This window comes from Streptosporangium sp. NPDC000239, assembly GCF_040300765.1.
GTDB lineage: Bacteria > Actinomycetota > Actinomycetes > Streptosporangiales > Streptosporangiaceae > Streptosporangium.
Genome location: NZ_JBEPEI010000004.1, coordinates 401432 through 424817, shown reverse-complemented (window position 1 = coordinate 424817; position 23386 = coordinate 401432). Strand labels below are relative to the sequence as shown.

Below are 23386 nucleotides of genomic sequence, written 5' to 3'. Positions count from 1 at the left end.
ATCGGGCCGGGAGTGTTCCCGGCCCTCGGGGTGTGCCGATTCGACGGTACGTCCCTGTGCCCCGGGACGCCGGGCCTTCGCGGAGCCGGGGCTCAGAGGCCCTGGACCGCGATGTCCGTACGGTGGTGCGAGCCGCGCATCCGGATGCGGCCGACCGCCTGGTAGGCGGCCTCGCGGGCGGCGGCGACGTCGGCTCCGGTGCCGACCACGCTGAGCACCCGCCCGCCCGCCGACAGGACACGGTCGCCGTCGGCGGCGGTCCCGGCGTGCAGCACGTAGGCGTCGTCCGCCACCTCGGAGAGCCCCTCGATGACATCGCCCTTGACCGGGTCCGCGGGGTAGTTCTCCGCCGCGACGACCACGGTCACCGCCGCGCCCTCGTGCCAGGAGAGCGGACCGAACCGGTCGAGCGTGCCGTTCGCGCAGGCCAGCAGCAGGCCGGCGAGCGGCGTCGCGAGCCGGTCGAGCACGACCTGGGTCTCGGGGTCGCCGAACCGCGCGTTGAACTCGATCACCTTCGGGCCGTCCTTGGTGAGCGCGAGCCCGACGAAGAGCACTCCCGTGTACGGCGTGCCGCGTTCGGCCAGCTCGGCCACGGTCGGCAGGACGGTCTCGGCCATCACCCGGTCGGTCAGGTCGGCGGGCGCCCAGGTCAGCGGCGTGTAGGCGCCCATGCCGCCGGTGTTGGGGCCCTTGTCGCCGTCGTAGGCGCGCTTGTGGTCCTGGGCGGGCAGCAGCGGCACGGCCGTCGAGCCGTCGCAGAGCGCGAACAGCGAGACCTCGGGGCCGTCGAGGAACTCCTCGATGACGACCCGTCCGCACGCCGCCGCGTGCCCGAGCGCCTCCTCGCGGTCGTCGGTGACCACGACGCCCTTGCCCGCCGCGAGCCCGTCGTCCTTGACCACGTATGGCGCGCCGAACGCGTCGAGCGCCGCGGCGGCCTCCTCGGGCGTCTCACAGGTGTGGGAGCGCGCGGTCGGCACGCCCGCCGAGGCCATGACGTCCTTGGCGAAGGCCTTGGAACCCTCGATCCTGGCCGCCTCGGCCGAGGGGCCGAAGCACGGGATGCCCGCCTTCCTGACCGCGTCGGCGACCCCGGCGACCAGCGGCGCCTCGGGGCCGATCACGACCAGGTCGGCCCGCAGGTCCTCCGCGAGCCCGGCGACGGCCCCGGGGTCGGTCGGGGTGACCGGGTGGAGGGTCGCGATCCGCGCGATCCCCGGGTTTCCCGGAGCACAGTGGACCTCGGTGACCTGGGGGTCCGTCGCCAGAGACCGGCACAGGGCATGCTCGCGCCCGCCGGATCCAATCACAAGAATGCGCACTCGGGAGAGCTTATCCGCCGGGCATGGGACGACTGTCCACAGGCTGTGGACAAGGTGTTCGACCGCGTACCGCCCGGGGTTGACGAACTTCCGCGTGTCGATCTTCTCTGTGACATATCCTGATGAAAGAGCTGATCTAGCTGTAAACGGGACATGAATTTCGTTGGGTTCCGCATGATCGCCCCTTGTGACCGAGGGTATCCTGGGAGTCCGCCCCCAAGCATGTGCTAAGTTTGGGCGGCTTTGGCGTGTCTGATGCTGATTGGAGGTGGTTGGGGATGACCTCTGGCGATCCCAGCAGTACGTGCTCGCGCACACGTGCTGTGCGCACTCTCGACCACTCCACACCGGTGTCCGACCGGCTGCGCACGCATTCTCTTTGAGTTGAGGTGACACAACGTCGCGTGCGATCAGTGCCGGTTCGGGCGGGAAGGCCTGACATGCGCTCTTCGCTTCTGTTCCCCCGCATCAAGCACGTACGTGCCGTTCGTACCCCGCGTCCCAGCCTCTCGGCTGCCGACCGTGCGAACTCCCCCTGTGTCCCGCCGAGCGACTCGCTCGTCGAGTACGCCGCCTACGTCAACGGCAAGAAGATCGACGCCCTGGGCATCGTCGACGCCCTCGAACTCGTCCGCGAGCACAACGCCGCGCAGGAGAAGGGCAACGCCTTCGTCTGGGTCGGCCTGCACGAACCCGACGCCCCCGAGGTCGAGTGGCTGGCAGAGGTCTTCGCCCTGCACCCCCTCGCCGTCGAGGACGCCGTCAAGGCTCATCAGCGTCCGAAGGTCGAGCGGTACGGCGACTCGCTGTTCGTCGTCCTGAAGACCGTCGCCTACCTCGACCACGACGAACTCACCGCGACCAGCGAGATCATCGGCACCGGCGAGATCATGGCCTTCGTCGGCCCCGACTTCGTGGTCACCGTACGGCACGGCACGCACTGCCCGCTGACCGAGGTGCGCCAGCGCCTTGAGGACAAGCCCAAGCTCCTCAGCAGGGGCCCGACCGGGGTGCTGCACGCCATCGCCGACCACGTCGTCGACAAGTACCTCACCGTGGCCGACCTCATGCAGACCGAGCTCGAAGACGTCGAAGCCATGGTCTTCGCCGAGGTCAGCGCCCGCGACATCGGCCGGATCTACAACCTCAAGCGCGAGATGATCGAGATGAAGCGGTCGGTGACCCCGCTGCAGTCACCGCTCGCCACGCTCGCCCAGCGCCGGATGATCCCCTCGGAGATGCGCGAGTACTTCCGTGACGTCGTCGACCACCTCGCCCGCGTCTGCGAGCAGGTCGAGTCGTCCAACGAACTGTGCAACTCGGTCCTGCAGGCCGCGCTGGCCCGCTCGAACGCCCTCGCCAACGAGGACATGCGCAAGATCTCCTCGTGGGTGGCCATCATGGCCGTCCCCACGATGATCGCCGGGATCTACGGCATGAACTTCAAGCACATGCCCGAGCTTGAGTCCGTCTTCGGCTACCCGCTCGTGATCTGCGTCATGGTGATCGTCTGCACGCTGCTCTACCGGGGGTTCCGCCGCAACGGCTGGCTGTGACGTCAGCCGACCGGCGCGCGCATCGGGGAGAGCGGGGTGGCCAACGGCAGGCCCCGCTCGGCCCACAGCACGCGCATCCGGTCGGGATAGTCGGTGACGACCCCGGCGACCCCCAGGTCGAGCAGCACCGCGGCCCTGGCCGGGTCGTTGACGGTCCAGGCGACCACCGGAAGCCCGGCCCTGGCCGCGTCGGACATCAACTCCTCGTCGAGCAGCACGTGGTCGGGCGAGAGCACCGTTCCCCCCGCCGCCAGCGCGGCGGCCGGAAGGTCGCCGCCGAAGTCGTCGAGATCGAGCCCGCCGAACCACGCCGGGTCCATCGTCGCCCGCTCGACCAGCGCGTAACAGGGCATCGCCGGGACCAGGGAGCGGGCGACGCCGAGAATCCGCCAGTCGAAGCTGAGGATCGCCGCCCCGCCGAGCCTGCCGTGCAGGTCCAGCTCGGCGACCACCAACTCGGTCAGCTCACGCGGGTCGGCGCTCAGGTCGGGCCGCGTCGGATCGGACTTCAGCTCGACGTGCAACCGCACCCGGTCGGCCCCGTAGGCGTTCACCAGGGCCAGCACGGCGCTCAGCGTCGGCATACGGGTGTCGGGAACCGGCACCTGGGTGGCGACGAACCGGTCACCCGAGACGAGCGGCAGCCGTACACCGCATTCGAGGGTGCGTAACTGTGCCAGCGTCAGAGTCCCGACGGGCCTGCCCACGTAGGGGAACAGCGGGTCGCCGGGGAAGGCGGGGTAGCGGTCGGCGCTGGTGACCGCGGAGACCGTCAGGTCATGGGTCAGCACCAGGCGCCGGTCGGCCGTCAGCGCGACGTCGAACTCAAGCGCGTCGACACCCAGCTCCAGGGCGTGGGCGAGGCCGGGCAACGTGTTCTCTGGCCGGAGGCCGCGGGCTCCCCGGTGGCCATGGATCTCGGCATGCACACAGGGGACCCTACCGACCCCGGACCCCGATTCCACAGCGCGGCTCGCCCCCTGTTTCCATCGCGCGTCAACCTTGTCACCGCATGTGGTTCGCAAAATCCTCACCAGCGGACAACCAAGACGGTGCAGCGGATCGGGCCCGGTGCGCGTTCCTAGGTCATGAACGGTGAGACAGTCGCTCAGGCGACCGCGCCACCCGGTGCCCGGGCGGTACTGGCGGACCTGTACCGCGAGCACCGGCTCGCCCTGGTCCGCCTGGCCGTACTGCTCGTGGGGGACAGGGAGAGCGCGGAGGACGTCGTGCAGGACGTCTTCTCCAGGCTGCACACCGCCACGCTGAACGGCGGGCGCCCCGGGACGCTCACGCTGCCGTACGTCCGCGTCTGCGTGCTGAACGCCTCGCGCTCCCTGCTGCGCAGACGCGGGGTCGCCGCCAGGCTGAGGCTCACGCGAAGGGACTGGCCGATCGGCCCCGATTCGGCCTCCGGCTCCGGCTCCGACTCCGCGGAGACGAGCGTGCTGCTGGGCGAGACGCGCCAGGAGATGCTGGCCGCGCTCGGCAGGCTGCCCAGGAGGCAGCGTGAGGTCCTCGTCCTGCGTTACTACCTCGACCTGTCCGACGCCGAGATCGCCCAGGTGACGCGGCTCGGGCAGAGCACCGTACGGTCCACCGTCTCACGGGCTCTGGGACGGCTTGAGCGCGAACTGGGAGGAAAGGCATGACCGGCATCGAGGATCGGCTCAGGGACGCGCTGGCCGCCAGGGCCGAGGCCGTGACGGACGACGGACGGCCCCGCGTTCTCCCCGAACCGCACAGGCCGCTCGCGCGGCCCGGGTGGTGGGCGCCGGTCGCGGTCGCGGCGGCCATGGTGCTCGTGGTCGGCGTCGTCGTCGTGGGAACGCGAACGCGGCTGGTCACGGCCCCGCGACCCGTGTCCTCCTCCGGCGCCCTTCCCCCGCCGATCAGGCAGGTGTGGCCGGACGCGGTGCACGAGGTCCCGGCGACAGGGCCCGGCGGCCGGACGTTCACTCCGGAGACGTTCGTCACCGACTGGATCGTGGTCGGGCAGAGTCTGCGGAAGGACCGGTTCGACGGGCTCTGGGCGTACGACGTCGTCCGGCGGAGGTTCAGCCTGATCGCGTCGTTGAAGGAGCCGATCGACGGGTCGCCGGCCTTCGGGGACGGCCATCTGGCGTGGTCGACCACCCGGGGCCGGACGACCGAGGTGTGGACGGTGTCGATCGCCGGCGGCACGCCACGGCGGCTCGCCAGGTTCCCCGCCGCGATCGACGACGACGACAATTACGAGGGGATGAGCCTGGCCGTGGCAGACGACGCGGTCGTGTGGTCCCCGCCGGGGGGCGGTGTCTACCGGGTTCCGCTGAAGGGCGGGAAGGTGTCCCTCATCGAGGGGACGAAGGGCCAGTGGCTGGTCGAGTGGCCGTGGGCCGGGTGGCCCAGGCGGGGCACCATGACGGACCAGTCGGTTCCCCGTCCCATGGAGCACCTGCGGAACACGCTCACGGGTGAGACGAGGGACGCGGTCCCTCCGGCGGGACACACCTCGTGGTACGAGTGCGGCCTCACATGGTGTTACGGCGGCTCCAACGCCTGGCGACGTGACGGGACGGGCCTGCACGCGATGCCGGGGTCGACGGGCGGGGCGTCCTTCCTGGGCCGTGTCGTTCTGCTTGACCAGACGGACCACGCGGGCAACGGGGGACGCGGTCTCTACGACGCGGCCACGCGCCGCTCCGGCCTGCTGTTCCCCGTTCGGGCTTCCCTGAACCCGAAGGATCATCCTCCCGGCCTGTTCGTGGAGAAGAACCTGTTCTGGTTTAAGAAGGACAAGAAAACCCTGGTTCTGGTGAACCCCAATGTCATAATTCGATGAGGCTTTATTGGTTTCGGTCGGCTGGTAAACGGGTTCGGGTCCTCGACCTCGCGGGAGAGCCGTGGTGAAGGGGAAAAGTCCCGCGCCGCCTCCTGGAGCCGTCCGCCCGTGTCCTCGCCCTGGCGGCTCAGGAGGCGGGGGAGACCGCGTCCCCCGGGGCCCGGTTCGTTCGGAACAGGTCGGCCGCCGTGAAAACCCTGGTGACGACGGGAGTTGACAACCGGTCCTTACAGGCTTGTTTCGGAAACGGTGTGTGCGAACTCGTGGGAAGGCCCGTACGGCGGTCGGACCGAACGGGTCGTCGGGCTTTCCCGTCGCGGGGCCGCCCGAATGGGAGCCTGTTATGTCGGAACTGACATCCCCTGCTCGGAACAATCGCGGAGGAACAGGAAAACGGTGGTCGCATTCTTTTGACACCGGATGTGGGAATTCACAATGCCACGGGGGCTGAATTCCTCTCGGCGCCGGTAGGGGCGATTTCCCGATGACGCCCTTCCGGGGCCGTACGGCGCGCTGTGGGGTTGCCCGGAGGGGCCGGGGTCCGAGATCTGGCTCGTCGTGGGGTGGGCGGGGCCGTACGGCCTTGGGGAGGCTCGGCTGAGGACCTGGATCCTCCCAAGGTCGTACGGCTCGCCGGGGCTTCGCCGGGTCAGCTGAGGAAGGCCGGGCGGAGCATGGCGAAGACCTGGTCCGTCAGGGTCAGGCGGTCGGCTGAGCCGCCGGTGCGCAGCCATTCACGCGCCACCGTGTCGAGGGCCGCCCCGGCGGCGACCGAGGCGAGGTCGGCCTCCAGCGGGGACAGGCCGCGCCCCGTCAGCGCCTCGACGATCAGGGCGCGGGCCTCGTCACGCTTCTGCAGGAGCCTGGCCCGTAGCGGGGGAGTGGACTCGATGAGCCGCAGCACCTCGATCTGCGTGTTGATGTGCGCCTCCCAGGCGCGCAGCACCGTGTGCAGGCACTCCCACGCCCCTTCCCCCGGTGGCCGGGCGGAGATCTCCTGGGCGACCCGCTCGGCCGTCGCCTCAAGCTCTCCGAGAAGCGCGTCCTCCTTCGTCGGGAAGTAGCGGAAGAAGCTCCGCTTGGACATCCCGGCCGCCCTGGCGATGTCGTCGACCGTGGTCTCGTCGAAGCCGCGCTCGGTGAACAGCTCAAGCGCCCGTGCGGCCAGCTCGGCGCGCACCGCCCGCCTGGTGCGATCTCGTAACCCCTCCATGACCCAAAATCATACACTCATTGCCAAGCTTGGCACTTGGTGACATATTCAGGGCGACGCTCTTTGGATCGGAGGCTCTCATGCGTGGAAAGACCGTCCTGATCACCGGCAGCACCGGAGGAATCGGCAAGGAGACCGCACGCGGGCTGGCCGCCCTGGGCGCCCGGGTGATCCTCGTCGGCCGTGACCCCGTACGCGCCCGGCGGGCGGCCGACGAACTGGGCGCGGGCGGCGGCCAGGTCGAGGCCCTCGCGGCGGACATGACCCGCCTGGGTGAGATGGCGGCCCTCGCCGCCCGGGTGGCCGAACGCTGCGACCGGCTGGACGTGCTGGTCAACAACGTCGGCGCCAACCCGCCACGCCGTACGCTCACCGAAGACGGGGTGGAGACCACCTTCGCCGCCCACGTGCTGGCGCCGTTCACACTCACCCGTCTGTTGCTGCCGCTGCTCGTCGGCCGGGTCGTCAACATCACCGGGGGCATCCCCGGCGGCCCGATCGACCTGGACAACCTCCAGGCGGAACGGCGCTATCTGGGGTGGACCTTCGCCCAGTACAACCACACCAAGACCATGCAGATGGCGATGAGCCTGCGCTTCGCCGAGGAGGTGGCCGGAACCGGCGTCACGGTCAACGTGGCCTACCCCGGGCACGGCCACACGCCGATGAACCAGTCGCTGAAGGCGGCCGGATTCCCCTATCTCTACCGCCCGATCGTCCCGCTGCTGGGCCTGGTCGCCCCCCGGTTCTTCGCGGACCTCGGCAAACCCGCCCGCTCCAGCATCCACCTGGCCTCAAGCGCCGAGGTCGAGGGAGTGAGCGGAGCCTACTTCAGCATGAAGTGCCGCCGTACGGCCTGGCCGGAGAGCGCCCTGAACCGCCGCAACCAGGACACGATCTGGGCGCTGTGCGAGAACCTGACCCGCGAGGTCATCGGACGCCTCTGATGTAGGAGGCTAGGGGGATGACACAGTCACGTATCACTGGTCTTCGAGCTCTTCGGGTCTCCTGGGCCTTCCAGGTCGGCGGTGGCTCCCGTGGCTGACCCGAAGCGTCCCGTTCCCGTGATCCGCGAGGCTCGTGAGGAGGACTGGCCGCGGATCTGGCCCATCGTCCACGACGTCGTCACCGCGCAGGAGACCTTCACCTACGACCCCGCCATGAGCGAGGACGACGCCAGGAAGCTCTGGCTCCTGCCGGCCCCGGCCAGGGTGGTCGTCGCGGTCGACGGTGACCTGGTGCTCGGCACCGCCAACATGTACGCCAACCGGCCCGGCCCCGGCGACCACATCGCCTCCGGCAGCCTGATGGTCGCGGGGGAGGCACGGGGCCTGGGCGTCGGACGCGCCCTCGTCACGGACATGATCACCTGGGCGAGGCGGGAGGGGTTCGCGGCGATCCAGTTCAACGCCGTCGCGGACAGCAACAGGAGCGCGATCCACCTCTACGAGAGCCTGGGCTTCACCACCCTGGGCACGGCCCCCGGCGCCTTCCGCCACCCCACGGAAGGCCACGTCGGCCTCCGGATCATGTGGCTCCCCCTGTGACGGGTACGGCCTTGCTCACCGGATCACATGGGCATGTCGTGGAGAGGGCGCCGTGTGACACAGTGGCCTCCAGACAGGTTCCTGAGGACCGGGCCGCTGCCGGGAGGAGGGAAGAACCGTCATACGACCCAGCCACATCCACAAAATGATCAACGCCCTGACTTGCACTTCTGCACTACCGCCGGACTGCCGCAGAATCAGCCGATCCCACCTTCGACCTAACCTGCCTGACCTGGGACTTTACCTCGGGTCCCTCATCGCCCTGGAGGGTTACCAGTGACCTCTTCGGTGTGAACGAAGCGCTCTCCCGGTCCCCTCATCACCCTGGAGGGTTCGCAACACTGCGGAACGGCGAACCGCTCTCCGCGGCCGATGGGTCCCTCATCACCCTGAAGGGTTCGCAACTACGGAAGGCGCGGGATACCGGTGGCCATGTCGCCCGGTCGCTCATCACCCTGAAGGGTTCGCACCACTACAGGAGAAGCGTTGAGGAGAGCCTTGATGTCGGTTTCGCGGTAGCGGCGTTGGTTGCTGGGGGTTCTGACCGAGGGGATCTTCCCGGTGAGGGCCCACCGGTTGACGGTCTTGGGGTCGACGCCGAAGATACGGGCGACCTCGCCGGGGGTGAGGAGTCGTTCGGTGGTGTCCGGTCCGGTGGAGAAGGTGCCGTCGGGGGCGACGGCCTTGAGCGGGGACATGGGGGCTCCTTCAGTAGCGGAGGGTGTGCAGGATCTGGTCGTGCCGGGCGAGCGCGCGGACGAGCCGGTGCAGGGTCGTACGGCCGAGCACGTCGCGGGCCCCGGCTTTGCGCTGGTCGAGGCGCAGGGGTTCGTAGCGGACGGCCCACCACCTGGGGAGTCCGGGCAGGTTCCGTTCCTCGTACCGCCAGGCGGGGTGGGTGCTGATGAGCAGGTCGATCAGGCGCCGTTCGTCGTCGGTCATGGTCGTCCCTGGTTAGGGAGTGGAAGTGGGGGTGGGTGCCCGGCCCCGAGCCGGGGAGCATGCGGCCGGGCACCCTGGAGGAGGACCGGCCCCACACACTCGGGGCCGGTGCGCCAGACGACTCCCCTTCCCCAGCACGCCAGCGTGCATGGGAACCGTCTTGAGGAGGTGTGCGGCTCAGGTCCCTCCTACCTGAGCCGCACGTCATGGAGTACGGCGAGCGACGGGTGGGATGACGTCCTCCGCCCGCCGTACCGGCTTCACGAGCGCAGCAGTCTGCGCAACGCCGTAGCCCGACCCGACACAACGGCCTGACCAGCACATACGGCCTGAACAACCCGGGAGGCCCGAGCGGCCCGAGTCTGCAGGGCACGGGCGACGGCGACGGCCTGAATGCTCGGCGGCACCATCGGGGGCGTCCGGGCGCTCAGCTTGCGGTCCAGTTCTTCGGCGGATGCAGCACACACCAGCAGCACGTCCCCGGGGTACGGCCTGCTGGGCAGGACGCTCCGGTAGGCGCTCCACAGGCCGGACCGCGAGCTGTGGAAGACGAGCCAGTCCGGGTGAGCCGTCTGTACGGAGTCACAGGTTCGATCCGAAAACTTAGAAACTTGACGAGGCCCTGCGGGAAGTAGCATCACGCCGCCCTCCCGCCCGGCGAACGCCGTCCACCGACCCTCGCCACCTCGGAGGTAAGGCGTCCCCGTCGAGCCAGTGAAGGTGGCGCGAGCCGAATCGCCCGGATCATCTCCGCCTCCCGCATCCGCTCCTCCAACCCCTCGGAAGTGGAGTCCTCGACGATCACCGGACGCGGACCGTCCCAGGAGGCCATCGCGTAGAAGGAACGTCGCCCCAGGCTGTAAAGAACCGTCCAGTCCGCCCACGACTGGTCGATCCGCTCGGCCTCAGCCCGCGCAGGCCCGTCCCACACCCGCCGATACACCGGCGCGTACGGCAGGCCGTCCCGATGCCGCCCGGTCACGAAGGCACCCCCTCAACAGCCGCGACGGCCTCCCGGGCCTTCTCCTCCTGCGCGGCCACGGCCTCCCGGACCTCCTCGAAGGTGTCGGCGTCCACGGTCGGCTCCACACCGGCCCGCAACGCCGTACTCGGGAACGCCCGATTGCGGATCGCCCAGAACCGTCCGGCATCACTGATGATCAACCGCCAGCCAGGGATCGTCTGGCAGGCCGGAGTCTCCATGAATCGAACCTCCTCTTCTGCTCAAGGGCCTGTCGGGTGGTAGCGGTTTCCGGGTAGAGGCCCTGTTTCGGGAAGTGCTCAGTGCGGTGTTCGATACGCGGTTGGCGTGGCCGTAGGTGTCTTCCGGTTGGTGGCCACGCTGGTAGGGCGGGTGCGATCATCCGTTTCGATCACCGAACGTTTGCGGTCAGCGCCCTTGGCCTGGGGTGCTGTTGTGCTTTTCCGAGATCAAGGACTTGCGTGGTCGGAGAGTTCCTTCTCGGCCAGTAGACGTAGTCGGCGCAGGAAGGCGGTGATGCCGGTCGCGGCGTCGGTGAGCGTCCAGGCCTGGCATATTGGTGGGCAACCGCTTCGGATGGTTTTCTCCGCCAGGTGGACGTGGTCGCCGTGGTCGCGGATGACGGCGAGTTCCGCGCCTGGCCACTGTGCGCTGGCCAGGCGCTCGGAGTGAGCGAGGAGGGCGCCTGTCACCGAGTCCCAGAAGGCGCTTTCGGCGCTCTCCGTTGTGGGGTATCGGTCCCCTTTCGACAGGCGGTCGCTGACGATGACCACGATGGGCTCCGGTTCCTCGATGAGGTGCCAGTGCTCGTCACGCCATCGGAATGTCAGGCGTGCGAGATGTGCCGGATCGTGTGGAGTTGTCACCCAGCCCCCGTTCTCGTATACGTTAACTGATTGGCGTATACGAGAATGGAGACCGGTATCGTGCCTGTCAAGCCGTTCGACAAAGATCCTTCCAAGAAAGGGAGAACCGGTGCGGGGTCATGCCTACGAACACGTCGCGGCCGAGCTGCGCGAGGCGATCCTGCGAGGTGACCTTCCCGCAGGAACACGACTGCCCAGACACGCCGACCTCGCCCAGCGCTACGGCGTCTCCGAGATCGTCATCCGCAAAGCCATCGACGACCTGAAAGGCCAAGGACTCGTCGAAACACGCGGCCGAGGCGGCACCACCGTCCGCGAACGCCCACCGGTCCGCCGGATCTCCATGGACCGCTACCTCGCCGACGCCGGACCGCAGACCGTACCCCAGACCTCCTTCACCCGGGACGCGGGCATCGGATGGTCGGAATACCGCCTCGACAAGGCCTACCAGTGGATCACCGCAGACCCACGCCTGGCCGCCCTGTTCGGCGTCGAACCCGGCACCAGGGTCCTGGAACGCCGCTTCGTCTTCTACGCCAACGGCCTGCCCTCCCAGACCTCACGCTCCTGCCTGCTGGCCGCCGACGTCGAGGGCACCGCCGTCGCCGACCCGAAGAACGAACCCTGGCCCGGCGGCAACATCGCCCAGCTCAGAACCCTCAACATCGAGGTCGACGAGATCACCGAGGAGACCACCGCCCGCATGCCCGACGCCCAGGAGGGCGCGACCCTCGGCATCGGCAGCGGAATCCCCGTCTTCTCCATCGTTCGCCGCACCCTCGCCCAGGGCCGAGTGGTCGAGGTTGCCGACCCCATCGTCATCCCATCCGACCGCGCCATCCGCGTGGACCGCATCGTCCTGCCACCCCAACCCGAACAACACCGGCCCAGCTGAAACGCTCACTTTTGAGGGTGCTCGCCGTACCTCAGTTGCTACCGGATCTGGTCTGACGCCTTCAACGAGGGGATCGGTATGACCGAGCCGTGCACCGATGTCTCGTCTCGGCCTCTGGCGCCCGCGAGCGAATCCCGCTCCTGCGATGCCTGACCTGGGACTTTATCTTCGGCTCACTTATCACCCTGAAGGGTTCGCAACGCGGCCTCCAGTGGGTCGTCTCGACTCCGGCATCCTGGTCGCTCGTCACTCCCGGTCGGTCCCGGTGCTCTCCAGGACCGTGGGAAGCAGGGCGCGGAGGGCGGTGCGGACGGCTTCCAGGTCTACCGCTTCCGGGGTTATCCGCCACTGGGCGTGGATGCCGATGACGGTTCCCACCAGGACGACCGTGAACGCCTCCGGGGTGGTTCCCGGGGGAACGGCGTGTTCCGGGATCCAGGCTCGTACGGCCTCCCTGAGGGCCACGTGGAGCCGGGCGTAGTGGTCGCGGATCGGTGAGTCGGCCTCGACGGCCTCGGCGAGCAGGGTGATGAACAGGCGTGCGACGGGCATGCGGATGAAGGCCATCACCTGCTCCAGCGGGTCGCCGCGCACCTCCCCTGTGGCCGAGCCTTCTGAAGCCGGGCCGGAAGCCGAGCCTCCTGAGGCCGGGCCGGAAGTCGAGGCCGGGCCGAAGGCGGTCAGCATGGCGTCGAGGCGGTCGTCGATCACCGCCTCAAGCAGGCCCAGCTTGTTGCCGAAGTGCCAGGGGATGGAGCCACGGCTGATACCGGCCCGGTCGGCGATGTCGATGAAGCTCGTCTGCCGGTAGCCCTTCTCGGCGAAGAGTTCGGACGCGGCCATCACCAGCAGCCGGCGGCTCTCCTGCGTCATCTCGGTACGTCGCGTGGCCATGTGACCCATCAAACCAGGTATGCCCGATGACCTACCAAGTGCTGATCGATATATTCTGTGTCACCCAACATAGAAAGAGGCATCCATGCGTTGGGTCACCTACGAAACGGACGACGGCGACCGCGTCGGAGTGGTCGACGACGACCGGATCCACCCGATCGGGCCGGGTGTCAGCCTGATCGACCTCATCGGCCAGGGTTCGGAGAAGCTGCGCGCGGCAGGAGAGGCGGCACTGACCTCGGAGGCGCACACGGTCCCGCTGGCCGGGGTCAGGCTGCGCGCGCCGATCCCGCGTCCGCCCTCGATGCGCGACTGCCTGTGCTTCCTGGACCACATGCGCAACTGCCAACAGGCCATGGGGCAGCCACGCACGCTCAAGGACGCCTGGTACCAGATCCCGGCCTTCTACTTCGCCGCTCCCTCGACGGTCGTCGGGCCGTACGACGACGTGGCGATCTCCCCGGGCAGTTCCTGGTTCGACTTCGAGCTGGAGATCGCGGCGGTCATCGGCCCCGGCGGCCGGGACCTCACCCCGGAGCAGGCCGAGGAGCGCATCGTCGGCTACACCGTCTACAACGACTGGTCGGCGCGGGACCTGCAGACGCACGAGGCCGCGCTGGCGATCGGCCAGGCCAAGGGCAAGGACGGCGCGACCACCCTCGGCCCGTTCCTGGTCACCCCGGACGAGCTTGAGCCCTACCTTCGCGACGGCAGGCTCACGCTGCGGGTCGAGGCGACCGTCAACGGCCGGGTCATCGGCTCGGGCCGTACGGACTCCATGGACTGGAGCTTCGGCGAGGTCGTCTCCTACGCCTCACGCGGTGTCGACCTGGTGCCCGGTGACGTGTTCGGTTCGGGTACGGTGCCCGGCTGCTGCCTCGTCGAGCACCTGTCCCTGGCGGACCCGGCCTCCTTCCCCGGCTGGCTGAAGGACGGCGACGTCGTCGAGCTGGCCGTCGAGGGGCTGGGCCGTACCCGGCAGACGGTTCGCGCGTCGGCCAGGCCGTACGCGCTGACGCCTCGGGAGAACCCCGACCGGCGTCCGCCGCGGCCCCGGGTGAACAGGGCGCCGTCGCGGCTGCCCTACACGCGCGGTCTGCACGAGGTCGGCGCGGACGTGTGGGCCTGGCTGCTGCCCGACGGCGGGTACGGCCTGAGCAACGCCGGGCTGGTCGCGGGCGAGGGCGCCTCGATCCTGGTGGACACCCTGTTCGACCTTCCGTTGACGGCCGAGATGCTCCACGCGATGGGTCACGTCACCGCTCGGCACCCGCTCACCCACGCCGTCCTCACCCACTCCAACGGCGACCACACCCACGGCAACCAACTGCTCGGCGAGGGTGTCGAGATCGTCGCCGCCACGGCCACCGGTGCGGAGATGCCGCACGAGATGCCCGCGGAGCTGCTGACCGCCACCCAGGTCATGGACGTCGGCCCCGCGACCTCCTACCTCCGTGAGCGGTTCGGGCCCTTCGACTTCGGCGGCATCCGTCTGCGGCTGCCCGACCGGACCTACGACGGGGAGCTCACCCTGGACGTCGGAGGGCGTGAGGTACGTCTGACGAACCTCGGTCCCGCCCACACCGGCGCCGACACGGTCGTGCACGTGCCCGACGCGGGGGTGCTCTTCGCGGGGGACCTGCTGTTCGTCGGCTGCACGCCCATCGTGTGGAGCGGGCCGGTCGGCAACTGGATCGCCGCCTGCGACAGGATGATCGCCACCGGCGCCCACACGATCGTCCCCGGCCACGGCCCGGTCACCGACCCCGACGGCGTTCTCGCGGTACGCGGCTACCTCACCCATGTGGTCGAGCAGGCCGACGCCGCCCACGCCCGGGGCGTCCCCTTCGCGGAGGCGGCCAAGACCGTCGACCTCGGGGAGTACGCCACCTGGCTGGACGCCGAGCGGATCGTGGTCAACCTGCACCGCCGCTACCGCGAACTCGACCCCGAGACCACGCCCGAGCTGAACCGGCTGACGCTGATGGCGATGATGGCCGACTGGGACGCGACACGGGGGCTCTCGTGAGGCTCCCCGGAACCGCGCACACCCGCCTGCCCTGGCGGGTCCACGAACTCACCGGGGACTTCACGGTCGAGGACGTGTGGTCGTTCCGTACCCCCGGCGCCGGGCCCGACGACTTCCCCACGATGCTCGCGGCGATGCGAACCGCCGGGGGGATCGCGAAGCTGCCCCGGCCCGCGCGGTCCCTGTTCACCCTCCGCTGGAGGATCGGCGCGCTGCTCGGCTGGGACAGGCCGTCCTCGGGCGTCGGCGCGCGGGTCGGCTCGCTGCGCGACCGCCTGCCCGACGACCTCCGCGACGCCCCCCGTGGCGCCGACAGCGCGACCATGCCGCTCAAGGCGGTCTACGAACTCGACACCGAGTCCGCCAGGGAACTGGCGAACAGGACCGTGCACACCGTGATGCACCTGGGCTGGGTTCGAGGCGCCGACGGTGACCACGAACTGAGGATGGCCGTCCTCGTCAAGCCCAACGGCCTGTTCGGACGGCTCTACATGGCCGCCATCGCGCCCTTCAGGTACCTCGTCGTCTACCCGGCGCTGACCCGGCGCTGGGAACGCGCCTGGTGTGACCACGCGGAAAGGACGCCCCGATGAACTCCAGGATGCTCCGCTGGGCGAGCGGGATCATGATCACGCTGGGCGCGGGGCACCTGTCCGTGGTGGTGCTCACCGGCTGGGCGCAGATCTCCGACTGGGTACGGCAGGGCCTGTGGGCGGCCGTCCCGTTCCTCGGCACGAGCGGCGACACGGGTGAGCTGGTGGAGACCCTGCGGGACAAGACGATCTTCTGGGCCGGTCCGGGAGGCTTCGCCGTTCCCCTGGTCCTGCTGGGCTGCCTGACGTGGCACCTCGCCGGGCGTGGGGTGACCGTACCCGCCGGAGTCGGCTGGGGCGTCGCGGCGTGGTCCGTGGTGGGCGGCGTCGTCCTCGTGCCGTCCCCGTTCTTCCTCGGGGCCGTCGCCGGAGCGCTCATCGTCCTGGCGGCGCGGAGGGGGGTGGGTGCGCCGACCTCGCACGGGAGCTGAGCCGGTCACCACGGGGGCGTCCGGCTCACGCTCCCGGCGGGGCGTCGTCCGTCGCGACGACGCCCCGTCCGGTTCACCAGGTCTTGCCGGCCTGCTCGCGGATCGTGTGGTTGATCCGGTTGAAGAAGTTGGTCAGCGCGATCTCCATGGTGATCGCGTTCAGTTGCTCGCCGGTGAAGTGGTCGGCGGCGTGGTCCCAGATCTCGTCGGTCACGCCGGGAGCGCCGTCCTGGATCCGGGTGGCGGCCTCGGCCAGTGCGAGCGCGGCCCGTTCCTCGTCGGTGAAGAAGGACGTCTCGCGCCACGCGACGACGTGGTGCAGCCGCTCGTCGGTCTCACCGGCCTTCTTCGCCGAGGCGACCGAGGCGAAGACACACGGGCTGCAGCCGTTGATCTGGCTGACGCGCAGGTGGACCAGCGACAGCAGACGGCCGTCGACGCCTCCGGAGTGAATCACCCTGTACAGCTTCGTGATCCCCTCGATCAGTTCGGGGCTTGCCGTACCTTTCAGACGTGCTTCCATGGTTCCTGCTCCCTCGTCGGTTACCTGAGCCCGTTCCGGCTCGTCATCACCCATGACGGAGCGGTTCTGCGGAAGGTAACAACATGCCCGACACCGGCCAGGCCAGGCCCGCCGATCCGATGGCCGAGGCGTTCGAGTCGCAACGCGACCGGCTGCGCGCGGTCGCCCATCGCATGCTCGGATCACACGCCGACGCCGAGGACGTGGTCCAGGAGGCGTGGCTGCGGCTGTCCCGCCAGGACGCGGCGGTCGCTGGTGACACCGCCGACACCGCCGGCATCGCCAACCTCGCCGGGTGGCTGACCACGGTGGTCGCCAGGATCAGCCTCGACGTCCTGCGGACTCGCCGGGCCCGCACCGAGGTGCTCCTGGACGACCGGCTGCCCGAGTTCGTGGTGACCCCCGATGACGGTCCCGCTCCCGAGGAGGACGCGGTGCTCGCCGACTCGGTCGGGCTCGCGCTTCTCGTCGTCCTCGAATCGCTCCGGCCGAGTGAGCGGCTGGCCTTCGTGCTGCACGACCTGTTCGCGGTGCCGTTCGACGAGATCGGCAAGATCCTCGGCAGGTCGACCGACGCCGCCAAGATGCTCGCCAGCCGGGCCCGCAGGAAGGTGCGGGCGACCGAGCGTCCGGCGGGTGCCGGTCGGGAGCGGCGCGAGGTGGTCCAGGCCTTCCTGGCGGCCGCCCGCCGTGGCGACTTCGAGGAACTGCTGCGCCTGCTCGACCCCGAGGTGAGGCTGACCGTCGACACCCCCACCGGAGAGATCGTCATCCTTGGCGCGACCAGGGTCGCGGCGGGCGCGCGGCTGTCCTCTGGCGCGGGCGCCCTCGGCCGGGCGGTCCTCGTCAACGGCCTGCCCGGCTTCGTCTCCTGGCATCAGGACGGCACCCCACTCTCCGTCCTGGCGTTCACCGTCACCGAGGGCAGGATCGCCGCCATCACGGCCCTCACCGACCCGGCCAAGCTCGCGCGGATGAACCTGCCCGACCCGGCGTGAGCCGTCGGGACCTGCTCAAAAGACGTGTGAAGTGCGAGGATCACTAGCAGAGTTACCTTTTACTGCACTTCCGGAGGATTGGTGCGTTCTCTCCCCCTGGCCTGCGCGGTGGCACTGGCCGCCGCCACGCTCGTCCCCGCCCTGCCCGTTCAGGCCGCCGCGACTCCGTCCCTCCAGATCACCCGTATCTGGTACAACTCGCCTGGGTCACCCGATTTTGGGGCGAACAGCAGCCTGAACGGCGAGTACATCCAGGTCAAGAACACGACCCGGCGAGCGGTCAGCCTCAAGGGCTGGACCATCCGCGACGAGACGCGTCGCTCCGACCACGTCTACACGTTCGGCGCCTTCACCCTCGGTGCGGGCAAGACGGTGACCCTGCGGACCGGTAAGGGGAGGAACACCGCGACCACCCGGTACTGGGGCAGGAGCGGGGGCACGCTCGCCTACATCTGGAACCAGACCAGGGACACCGGCTACCTGCGTGACCCCAGGGGGAAGCTGGTCGACTCCTGCTCCTACAACTCGTCCCGGGTCGAGTACGTCAACTGCGTCTAGGACCTGGTGAACCGCCGAGGAGCCCGCGCCGGAAGGGGCGGGCTCCTTCCGTTTGAGATGTCCTGCAACCTTTCGCTGGTTTGGTCGCGTTGGGAACCGGCGAGAGGAGATCACATTGGATCGTCACGACGGCTTCCGCGAGTTCGTGCTCGCCCGCCAGCAGGCGCTGACGAGGACCGCGTACCTGCTCACGGGTGACGCGCACCTCGCCGAGGACCTGCTGCAGAGCGTGCTGATCAAGGTCGCCAAACAGTGGCCCAAGCTGTCCGTCGACGGCAACCCCGAGGCGTACACGCGCAAGGCGCTGATGAACCAGTACATCTCGTGGCGGCGGCGGTTACAGCGGGAGTGGCCGAGCGCCTCTCCACCCGAGCGGGGCGCCTCCCACGACGAGGCGACGATCGACCGGATCATGCTGCGTCAGGCGATGACCAAGCTGACGCGTAAGCAGCGCGCCGTACTCGTGCTGCGTTTCTGGGAGGACCTCACCGAGACGCAGACGGCCGAGGCGCTGGGCTGTTCGGTCGGCAACGTCAAGAGCCAGACCCACCGCGCGCTGGCCCGCCTGCGCAGGCTCGCGCCCGAGTTGTCCGACCGGAGTTCCCTTTCCTTACTGCAGGAGGTGGCGGTATGACGAGGCTGCGCAGAGCCCTGAACGACCTCGCCGAGGAGGCGCCCTCGGCGGACCTGTCCGGCATGGTCGACCGGATCCTGACGGGGAACCGGCGCAGACGGCACACGACCGCCGTGCTGGCCGCCGTCGCCACGGTCGTCACGGTCGTGGCCACGGGCACGGTGATGGCGACCGTGACGCGGTCCCGGTCCCCGGAGGTGGCCACGTCACTGCGGGCGGGCGCGATCGCCGACCTGCCCGGGGGGAACGTGGGACCGCTCGAATACGCGTACGAGACGCCCTGCAAGGTGGACAAGCGGAAGGCCCTCGACTGCTCCTCCGCGGAGTGGCGGGTGGTCACCCGCGCGGGCACGACCTACCGGCTGCCGCAGGCGCTCGCCATGACGGCCCAGAACCACCGCGTGCCCGTCTCGATCAGCCGGGACGGGCGCATGCTCGCCTACTATAGCAGGAAGGCCCGGGCGCACGTGGTGCGCGACCTCGTGGGCGGTTCCGAGACGACGTCCCCCGTCACGGTGAAGGAGTCGCAGATCGGCGCGGGCTCCATGCTCGTGCTCTCCGACGACGGCCGTCACGTGGTGTTCGACCCGCGTGAGGGGACCAGGAAGCCGGGGCTGCTGATCGACGTGCGCACCGGCACGACGGTGCGGGTGCCCGGCCAGTACGAGGCGGTCAGCGTGCGCGGCGGCGTCGCCGAGCTCGTCCGGTACCTCAGGACCGACCTGCGGCTGATGCCCGTCACCGGCGGAGGCAGGACGGTGCACTTCGACGGCACGTTCACGGGCTTCAGCGAGATCTCTCCCGACGGCCGTACGGTCGCCGCCTTCGAAAGACGCGACGCCAAGAAGTGGGTCCAGGAGCTGCGTACGCTCACCCTGCTCGACGTCGGCACCGGGCGCAGGGTGCGCGAGGTGCCCATCAGCGGCCTCCCGGAGGGGGAACCCGTCATGGCCACCGGTCCCTGGCTGAGCGGGTCGGAACTCACGGTCGTCGTGCAGGACTCGAAGCGCACCTATGTCTACGGGGTCGACATCGGCGCCGGGAAGGCCCGTCGGCTGGCCGACCATCCGAACGCGCCGTACCTGACCCTGCCGGGGATCGCGAGTAACTGATCCACCGGGCGTGTGGGAAGGGCGTCGGACAAGGGGGCTCCGACGCCCTTCCGGCGTTCAGCTGGAGAGTTGGCCGTGACGGGCGCGCATGCCGTCCACGAGGGTCTTGAGGGCGGCGGCGGTCGGCAGCCAGGGGCCGGCCAGAGACTGGGTGGCCTGGGCGACGAGCTGGTCGGCGAGGTTGGACACCGGCGTCGCCGCGTTCGTCACGTCCGCGGCCCACAGGTAGGCCGCGTTCCCCGCGGGCAGGGGCGTCCCGGCCGCCAGGACGTGCACGGTCTGCTGCGCCTGACCCCAGCCGACCAGCCGGTGCAGGTCGGCCAGGACCTCCTCCATCACCGCGAGGTCGTAGGCGGTGATCAGGGGAAGGACCGGCGAGGTGTCGACCGGGGTGGTGGAGCGGCCGCCGGGCCCGTGGTGCAGGGTCATCGAGATCTGCTGCGACTCCAGCATGAGCTGCCGGTACAGCAACTCGGTCGGCGCCTCATCCAGCCAGATGTAGGAGTTCTGGTACTTCTGGACGAACACCATGTTCTGCCACACCCACAGCGACCGCGCCCAGCCCTTGGTGAGACGCTCCTGGGCCTCCGTCAGCGCCTGGCGCACCCTGGTCTCCTGCGGAACCGTCAGGGCCGGACCGGCGGCCGGGGCGAGTACGGCGAGCGGCGCGGGCGCGGGCAGGACGAGGTTCGTGTGGCGCCTGGCCACCTCGGCGTAGTGGTCGGCGTTGGTCTTCATGGCAGGCCAGTCGACCGTGGCGAAGCCCGCCGCGCCGAAGTAGATGTGGTCCACGATGTCCTTGCCGGCGATGTGGAAGGACTCGTGCAGCAGGGTGCGGACCCGGCCGTCGGTGCGGGCGTCCGCGAACGCCATGGGGACGGTCAGCGACTCGGGTGACGACACGGCCCCGGCACCCTGGATGGCCAGGTCACCACGGCTGTCCAGCAGGATCATCCGGTTGTCGTAGAGGCGCCTCAGCCCGTTCGCGGCGTCGGTGAACCTCTGCTTGATCTTCGGCAGCCTGGTGCCGTCCGGCAGGTTGAAGACGGCGGTGATGTGCGCGTCGGCGTTGCCCGCCGCGATCTGGGTGAAGGCGGTGGTCGCCTCGTCCACCATGGTCTTCAGCACCGCCTGACCGGCGTCGCCCGGAGGCTGGTTCTGCCGGTTTCCGGCCTGTGCGACGTACGGGGTCCTGTCGGCGAGGACCGTGATCAGCTTTTCCAGGGTGTCGTTGGCCGCCGCGTTCGCGTAGTTCAACGGGGCGGCGGTCCTGGCGTAGTTGTCCACGCCGGTACTGCCGAGCGCGACCCGCAACGCGCCCAGGTCGGCCGGCCGGACCCTGTCGTAGGCGCGCCGTACCAACCGGTGCAGCGTCGCACGGAGCGGAGGCTGGGGGAGCTGGGGGTGGGTGAACGGTTCCTGCTGGGTCACACCGCTTAACGGCAGCATGAATTCCCTTCCACATCCGCGTTTTCCCTCGCGACGGATGTCGCGTATGTCAGATATGACACCCACCACAGAAAATGCGTTTACCGCCCGGGCGAATCCCCCCGGCCGCGTCGCGCTGAGGGCGGTGAGGCGAAGGCCGACAGGAACAGGAAGCCGCCGGCCATCGCGAGCCGACGTTGCGGAAGCTCTTGCGTGCCTTTGGTGAAATATCCCGGTCTAATAGGAAATATATCTACTTTAGTCTAATTGTCGCCATTGTGATCCACTGCGAAAATCGCCGCATGCGACGCAAAACACCTAAATTGCAGGTCATGACGGTCGCCATGTTGGTCGCCGGTATGACGTGGGCAGCGACGGGCGCGGCGTCCGCGCAGATCTCCCCCACGAAACCGCCCCTCGATCCGGCGGGGACCGAGAAGGACCCGCCTTTCACGTTGGGGCAGATCATCGCCGAGTACGGGAACACCGACCTCTGCGAACCGGGAAGCGGACCCGGCGGCCCGGCCTTCAACGCCTTCGGAACCCAGCCGGTCCCGTTACCGGGGCAACGCGTCGTCAGAATCGTCATCACCGGTGACTCCTACATGTCCGGTGAGGGGACGAGTGACTACTACAACAAGAAGGGCGTCGTCCCTCCGCCGATGATTCCCGGGCCCAACGGGCCGGTTCCCGCCCCCGGATACTCCGCCGAGGACTACCAGACCGACTGGCGGCACAGGTCGCCCAACGCCGCCGTCATGGTGGCGATCGACCAGTTGCGGCGGGCCAATCCCGACGTCCACTTCGACGTACGGTTCAACGCCTCCTCCGGCGCGTCGTCGCAGCACTACTTCGTCCGGCAGCTGGACAACGAGAACCGCGACAACCCGCCGCAGCAGGAGGGCATCACCCGGGAAACGGACCTGGTCATCGCCGGATTCGGCGGCAACGACGTCCAGTTCGGGCCGCGGGTCCAGGACATGCTGAAGGGGGGCGCCGCGCAGAGCGCGATCATCAGGAACAACCTGCCCCTGCTGGACACCTCACGCGCGGACGAGACCGAATGGGCGGACTCGGCTCCCCCCACTCCTCCGCTGCAGCGCCCGCTCACCACTCCCTCGACGCTCTCGGCCCGCTACGTCCAGCTGGTACGCGCGATGCACGCCTCCGGGGGTTCGAAGACGAGGGTCATGCTCGTCAACTACCCCCAGAGCGTGAAGGCGGGGCAGCTGCCGACCGGGGTGATGGGCAGGCTCCTGAACTGGCACAACACCAACCTCGACCAGCTGGAGCCGCTGGCGGGCCAGTTGACCGCCTCGATGAGGAAGGCGATGCAGGTCCTGGTCTCCCACGGTGTCCAGGCCGACCTGCTCGACATCCAGAACGCCTTCGCCGGACACGAACTGGGCAGCCGCAGCCCGTACGTCCGCAACCTGGCCATCCAGGCGGGGCCCACGACCTTCAACAGGGTCCAGCAGACCGCGCACCCCACCAGGGCGGGCGCCGCCGTACTGGCGAACTACTACGCGCTGATGATCGCGGCCGAGGTGGGCGTCAAGGCGGTGCCCGAGGCGGGCGCGCCGGCACCGGACGCTCCGGCCCGCCCGTGCCAGTCGTCGACGGTGTGGGAGCCGCCGGACTGGACCCCGGGCGACGGCGGTTCCACCGGCGGCGGCGGTGGTGGCGGTGGCGGTGGCGGAGGCAGGGGCGGTTCCCCCTGGGCTCCGACGGGCGTCGTCATCGGCACCCCGCCCTCCTCCTGGCTCTTCCCCGGCGGCGGCAACCCGAGCAACCCGGGCAACCCCGGTAACCCGAACCCCGGTACCCCGACCGGCACCGACCACGGCACCGTCGTCGTCCTTGAGCCGGTCAAGACGGTCCGGCCGGGTGACCCCGTCCCGGACCCCAGCCTCCTGAACCCCTTCCCGACCGGGGTGCCGAACAGCGGCGGAACGACCGCCACCTGTCAGCAACTGCTGTACATCCCCTGCACCCCCACCATGGTCAAGGTGCCGATGCAGTGAAGCCCCAGGGTG

Annotated in this window: 25 protein-coding genes; 14 read left to right on the top strand and 11 right to left on the bottom strand. The window is 69.4% G+C overall.

Annotation, left to right across the window (positions count from 1 at the left end):
• Window positions 1–92 precede the first annotated feature (92 nt).
• The gene (gene purD, locus ABT340_RS14235; RefSeq protein ID WP_352011141.1) at window positions 93–1325 is read right to left on the bottom strand and encodes a phosphoribosylamine--glycine ligase; all 1233 of its coding nucleotides are present in this window, start codon (window positions 1323–1325) and stop codon (window positions 93–95) included.
• A gap of 440 nt (window positions 1326–1765) precedes the next feature.
• On the opposite strand from purD, the gene corA reads away from it, so the two are divergent.
• Window positions 1766–2881, top strand: coding sequence for a magnesium/cobalt transporter CorA (corA, locus tag ABT340_RS14230; RefSeq protein ID WP_352011140.1), 1116 nt, complete (start codon window positions 1766–1768; stop codon window positions 2879–2881).
• Window positions 2882–2883: 2 nt separating this feature from the next.
• On the opposite strand, the gene ABT340_RS14225 is transcribed toward corA, so the two are convergent.
• Window positions 2884–3810 (bottom strand): glycerophosphodiester phosphodiesterase family protein, encoded by a 927-nt coding sequence (locus tag ABT340_RS14225; protein ID WP_352011139.1) that lies wholly within the window; start codon window positions 3808–3810, stop codon window positions 2884–2886.
• A gap of 159 nt (window positions 3811–3969) precedes the next feature.
• On the opposite strand from ABT340_RS14225, the gene ABT340_RS14220 reads away from it, so the two are divergent.
• A complete protein-coding gene (locus ABT340_RS14220) occupies window positions 3970–4533 on the top strand; it encodes an RNA polymerase sigma factor (RefSeq protein WP_352011138.1) in 564 nt (187 codons plus the stop codon).
• Complete coding sequence (locus ABT340_RS14215; RefSeq protein ID WP_352011137.1) at window positions 4530–5705, top strand: hypothetical protein; 1176 nt, start codon at window positions 4530–4532, stop codon at window positions 5703–5705. Before ABT340_RS14220 ends, ABT340_RS14215 begins: the two co-directional genes overlap by 4 nt.
• 649 nt (window positions 5706–6354) lie before the next feature.
• On the opposite strand, the gene ABT340_RS14210 is transcribed toward ABT340_RS14215, so the two are convergent.
• The gene (locus tag ABT340_RS14210) at window positions 6355–6918 is read right to left on the bottom strand and encodes a TetR family transcriptional regulator (protein ID WP_352011136.1); all 564 of its coding nucleotides are present in this window, start codon (window positions 6916–6918) and stop codon (window positions 6355–6357) included.
• Between the two features lie 80 nt (window positions 6919–6998).
• On the opposite strand from ABT340_RS14210, the gene ABT340_RS14205 reads away from it, so the two are divergent.
• Together ABT340_RS14205 and ABT340_RS14200 are read left to right on the top strand one after the other, a co-directional pair.
• Complete coding sequence (locus ABT340_RS14205) at window positions 6999–7865, top strand: SDR family NAD(P)-dependent oxidoreductase (RefSeq protein ID WP_352011135.1); 867 nt, start codon at window positions 6999–7001, stop codon at window positions 7863–7865.
• A gap of 90 nt (window positions 7866–7955) precedes the next feature.
• On the top strand, window positions 7956–8465 hold the full coding sequence (locus tag ABT340_RS14200; protein ID WP_352011134.1) for a GNAT family N-acetyltransferase: 510 nt from the start codon (window positions 7956–7958) through the stop codon (window positions 8463–8465).
• Window positions 8466–8869: 404 nt separating this feature from the next.
• On the opposite strand, the gene ABT340_RS14195 is transcribed toward ABT340_RS14200, so the two are convergent.
• From ABT340_RS14195 to ABT340_RS14175, 5 genes are all read right to left on the bottom strand, one after another.
• The gene (locus ABT340_RS14195; RefSeq protein WP_352011133.1) at window positions 8870–9163 is read right to left on the bottom strand and encodes a BldC family transcriptional regulator; all 294 of its coding nucleotides are present in this window, start codon (window positions 9161–9163) and stop codon (window positions 8870–8872) included.
• A 10-nt stretch (window positions 9164–9173) separates the two neighbouring features.
• Window positions 9174–9407, bottom strand: a complete 234-nt coding sequence (locus tag ABT340_RS14190; protein WP_352011132.1) for a hypothetical protein — start codon at window positions 9405–9407, stop codon at window positions 9174–9176.
• Window positions 9408–10044: 637 nt separating this feature from the next.
• On the bottom strand, window positions 10045–10389 hold the full coding sequence (locus ABT340_RS14185) for a hypothetical protein (RefSeq protein ID WP_352011131.1): 345 nt from the start codon (window positions 10387–10389) through the stop codon (window positions 10045–10047).
• Window positions 10386–10610: a hypothetical protein gene (locus ABT340_RS14180; protein ID WP_352011130.1), complete on the bottom strand. Its 225-nt coding sequence runs from the start codon at window positions 10608–10610 to the stop codon at window positions 10386–10388. The genes ABT340_RS14185 and ABT340_RS14180 overlap by 4 nt, the downstream gene beginning before the upstream one ends.
• Before the next feature lie 228 nt (window positions 10611–10838).
• Window positions 10839–11162, bottom strand: a complete 324-nt coding sequence (locus tag ABT340_RS14175) for a hypothetical protein (protein WP_352011129.1) — start codon at window positions 11160–11162, stop codon at window positions 10839–10841.
• 202 nt (window positions 11163–11364) lie between these two features.
• Here ABT340_RS14175 and ABT340_RS14170 point away from each other — a divergent pair, with 202 nt between their 5' ends.
• The gene (locus tag ABT340_RS14170) at window positions 11365–12150 is read left to right on the top strand and encodes a GntR family transcriptional regulator (protein ID WP_352011128.1); all 786 of its coding nucleotides are present in this window, start codon (window positions 11365–11367) and stop codon (window positions 12148–12150) included.
• A 246-nt stretch (window positions 12151–12396) separates the two neighbouring features.
• Here ABT340_RS14170 and ABT340_RS14165 read toward each other — a convergent pair whose 3' ends face one another.
• Window positions 12397–13044: a TetR/AcrR family transcriptional regulator gene (locus ABT340_RS14165; RefSeq protein WP_352011127.1), complete on the bottom strand. Its 648-nt coding sequence runs from the start codon at window positions 13042–13044 to the stop codon at window positions 12397–12399.
• A gap of 85 nt (window positions 13045–13129) precedes the next feature.
• Here ABT340_RS14165 and ABT340_RS14160 point away from each other — a divergent pair, with 85 nt between their 5' ends.
• Genes ABT340_RS14160 through ABT340_RS14150 form a run of 3 tightly spaced genes read left to right on the top strand, consistent with a single transcriptional unit; the run spans window position 13130 to window position 16097 of the window.
• The gene (locus ABT340_RS14160) at window positions 13130–15073 is read left to right on the top strand and encodes a fumarylacetoacetate hydrolase family protein (protein ID WP_352011126.1); all 1944 of its coding nucleotides are present in this window, start codon (window positions 13130–13132) and stop codon (window positions 15071–15073) included.
• Window positions 15070–15666 carry a DUF2867 domain-containing protein gene (locus ABT340_RS14155; RefSeq protein WP_352011125.1) on the top strand — a complete coding sequence of 199 codons (597 nt, stop codon included), beginning with the start codon at window positions 15070–15072 and terminating at the stop codon, window positions 15664–15666. The genes ABT340_RS14160 and ABT340_RS14155 overlap by 4 nt, the downstream gene beginning before the upstream one ends.
• A complete protein-coding gene (locus ABT340_RS14150; protein ID WP_352011124.1) occupies window positions 15663–16097 on the top strand; it encodes a DUF6463 family protein in 435 nt (144 codons plus the stop codon). Before ABT340_RS14155 ends, ABT340_RS14150 begins: the two co-directional genes overlap by 4 nt.
• A gap of 73 nt (window positions 16098–16170) precedes the next feature.
• Here the strand turns inward: ABT340_RS14150 and ABT340_RS14145 are convergent, their stop codons facing one another.
• A complete protein-coding gene (locus ABT340_RS14145; RefSeq protein WP_352011123.1) occupies window positions 16171–16620 on the bottom strand; it encodes a carboxymuconolactone decarboxylase family protein in 450 nt (149 codons plus the stop codon).
• An 83-nt stretch (window positions 16621–16703) separates the two neighbouring features.
• Between ABT340_RS14145 and ABT340_RS14140 the strand changes: the two genes are divergently transcribed.
• From ABT340_RS14140 to ABT340_RS14125, 4 genes are all read left to right on the top strand, one after another.
• The gene (locus ABT340_RS14140; protein WP_352011122.1) at window positions 16704–17618 is read left to right on the top strand and encodes a sigma-70 family RNA polymerase sigma factor; all 915 of its coding nucleotides are present in this window, start codon (window positions 16704–16706) and stop codon (window positions 17616–17618) included.
• A gap of 81 nt (window positions 17619–17699) precedes the next feature.
• Window positions 17700–18176 carry a lamin tail domain-containing protein gene (locus ABT340_RS14135; RefSeq protein ID WP_352011121.1) on the top strand — a complete coding sequence of 159 codons (477 nt, stop codon included), beginning with the start codon at window positions 17700–17702 and terminating at the stop codon, window positions 18174–18176.
• A 115-nt stretch (window positions 18177–18291) separates the two neighbouring features.
• Complete coding sequence (locus ABT340_RS14130) at window positions 18292–18810, top strand: SigE family RNA polymerase sigma factor (RefSeq protein WP_352011120.1); 519 nt, start codon at window positions 18292–18294, stop codon at window positions 18808–18810.
• Window positions 18807–19922, top strand: coding sequence for a hypothetical protein (locus ABT340_RS14125; protein WP_352011119.1), 1116 nt, complete (start codon window positions 18807–18809; stop codon window positions 19920–19922). The genes ABT340_RS14130 and ABT340_RS14125 overlap by 4 nt, the downstream gene beginning before the upstream one ends.
• A 57-nt stretch (window positions 19923–19979) precedes the next feature.
• Here the strand turns inward: ABT340_RS14125 and ABT340_RS14120 are convergent, their stop codons facing one another.
• The gene (locus ABT340_RS14120; RefSeq protein WP_352011118.1) at window positions 19980–21371 is read right to left on the bottom strand and encodes a hypothetical protein; all 1392 of its coding nucleotides are present in this window, start codon (window positions 21369–21371) and stop codon (window positions 19980–19982) included.
• Window positions 21372–21682: 311 nt separating this feature from the next.
• Between ABT340_RS14120 and ABT340_RS14115 the strand changes: the two genes are divergently transcribed.
• On the top strand, window positions 21683–23374 hold the full coding sequence (locus ABT340_RS14115) for an SGNH/GDSL hydrolase family protein (RefSeq protein WP_352011117.1): 1692 nt from the start codon (window positions 21683–21685) through the stop codon (window positions 23372–23374).
• The last annotated feature ends 12 nt before the right edge of the window (window positions 23375–23386 follow it).

Excerpts from the sequence above, each read along its gene's own strand:
- corA (WP_352011140.1), top strand. The coding sequence starts at position 1,766 with ATGCGCTCTTCGCTTCTGTTCCCCCGCATCAAGCACGTACGTGCCGTT.
- ABT340_RS14220 (WP_352011138.1), top strand. The coding sequence starts at position 3,970 with ATGAACGGTGAGACAGTCGCTCAGGCGACCGCGCCACCCGGTGCCCGG.
- ABT340_RS14215 (WP_352011137.1), top strand. The coding sequence starts at position 4,530 with ATGACCGGCATCGAGGATCGGCTCAGGGACGCGCTGGCCGCCAGGGCC.
- ABT340_RS14210 (WP_352011136.1), bottom strand. The coding sequence starts at position 6,918 with ATGGAGGGGTTACGAGATCGCACCAGGCGGGCGGTGCGCGCCGAGCTG.
- ABT340_RS14205 (WP_352011135.1), top strand. The coding sequence starts at position 6,999 with ATGCGTGGAAAGACCGTCCTGATCACCGGCAGCACCGGAGGAATCGGC.
- ABT340_RS14195 (WP_352011133.1), bottom strand. The coding sequence starts at position 9,163 with ATGTCCCCGCTCAAGGCCGTCGCCCCCGACGGCACCTTCTCCACCGGA.
- ABT340_RS14190 (WP_352011132.1), bottom strand. The coding sequence starts at position 9,407 with ATGACCGACGACGAACGGCGCCTGATCGACCTGCTCATCAGCACCCAC.
- ABT340_RS14180 (WP_352011130.1), bottom strand. The coding sequence starts at position 10,610 with ATGGAGACTCCGGCCTGCCAGACGATCCCTGGCTGGCGGTTGATCATC.
- ABT340_RS14165 (WP_352011127.1), bottom strand. The coding sequence starts at position 13,044 with ATGGCCACGCGACGTACCGAGATGACGCAGGAGAGCCGCCGGCTGCTG.
- ABT340_RS14160 (WP_352011126.1), top strand. The coding sequence starts at position 13,130 with ATGCGTTGGGTCACCTACGAAACGGACGACGGCGACCGCGTCGGAGTG.
- ABT340_RS14150 (WP_352011124.1), top strand. The coding sequence starts at position 15,663 with ATGAACTCCAGGATGCTCCGCTGGGCGAGCGGGATCATGATCACGCTG.
- ABT340_RS14145 (WP_352011123.1), bottom strand. The coding sequence starts at position 16,620 with ATGGAAGCACGTCTGAAAGGTACGGCAAGCCCCGAACTGATCGAGGGG.
- ABT340_RS14140 (WP_352011122.1), top strand. The coding sequence starts at position 16,704 with ATGCCCGACACCGGCCAGGCCAGGCCCGCCGATCCGATGGCCGAGGCG.
- ABT340_RS14125 (WP_352011119.1), top strand. The coding sequence starts at position 18,807 with ATGACGAGGCTGCGCAGAGCCCTGAACGACCTCGCCGAGGAGGCGCCC.
- ABT340_RS14120 (WP_352011118.1), bottom strand. The coding sequence starts at position 21,371 with ATGCTGCCGTTAAGCGGTGTGACCCAGCAGGAACCGTTCACCCACCCC.
- ABT340_RS14115 (WP_352011117.1), top strand. The coding sequence starts at position 21,683 with ATGACGGTCGCCATGTTGGTCGCCGGTATGACGTGGGCAGCGACGGGC.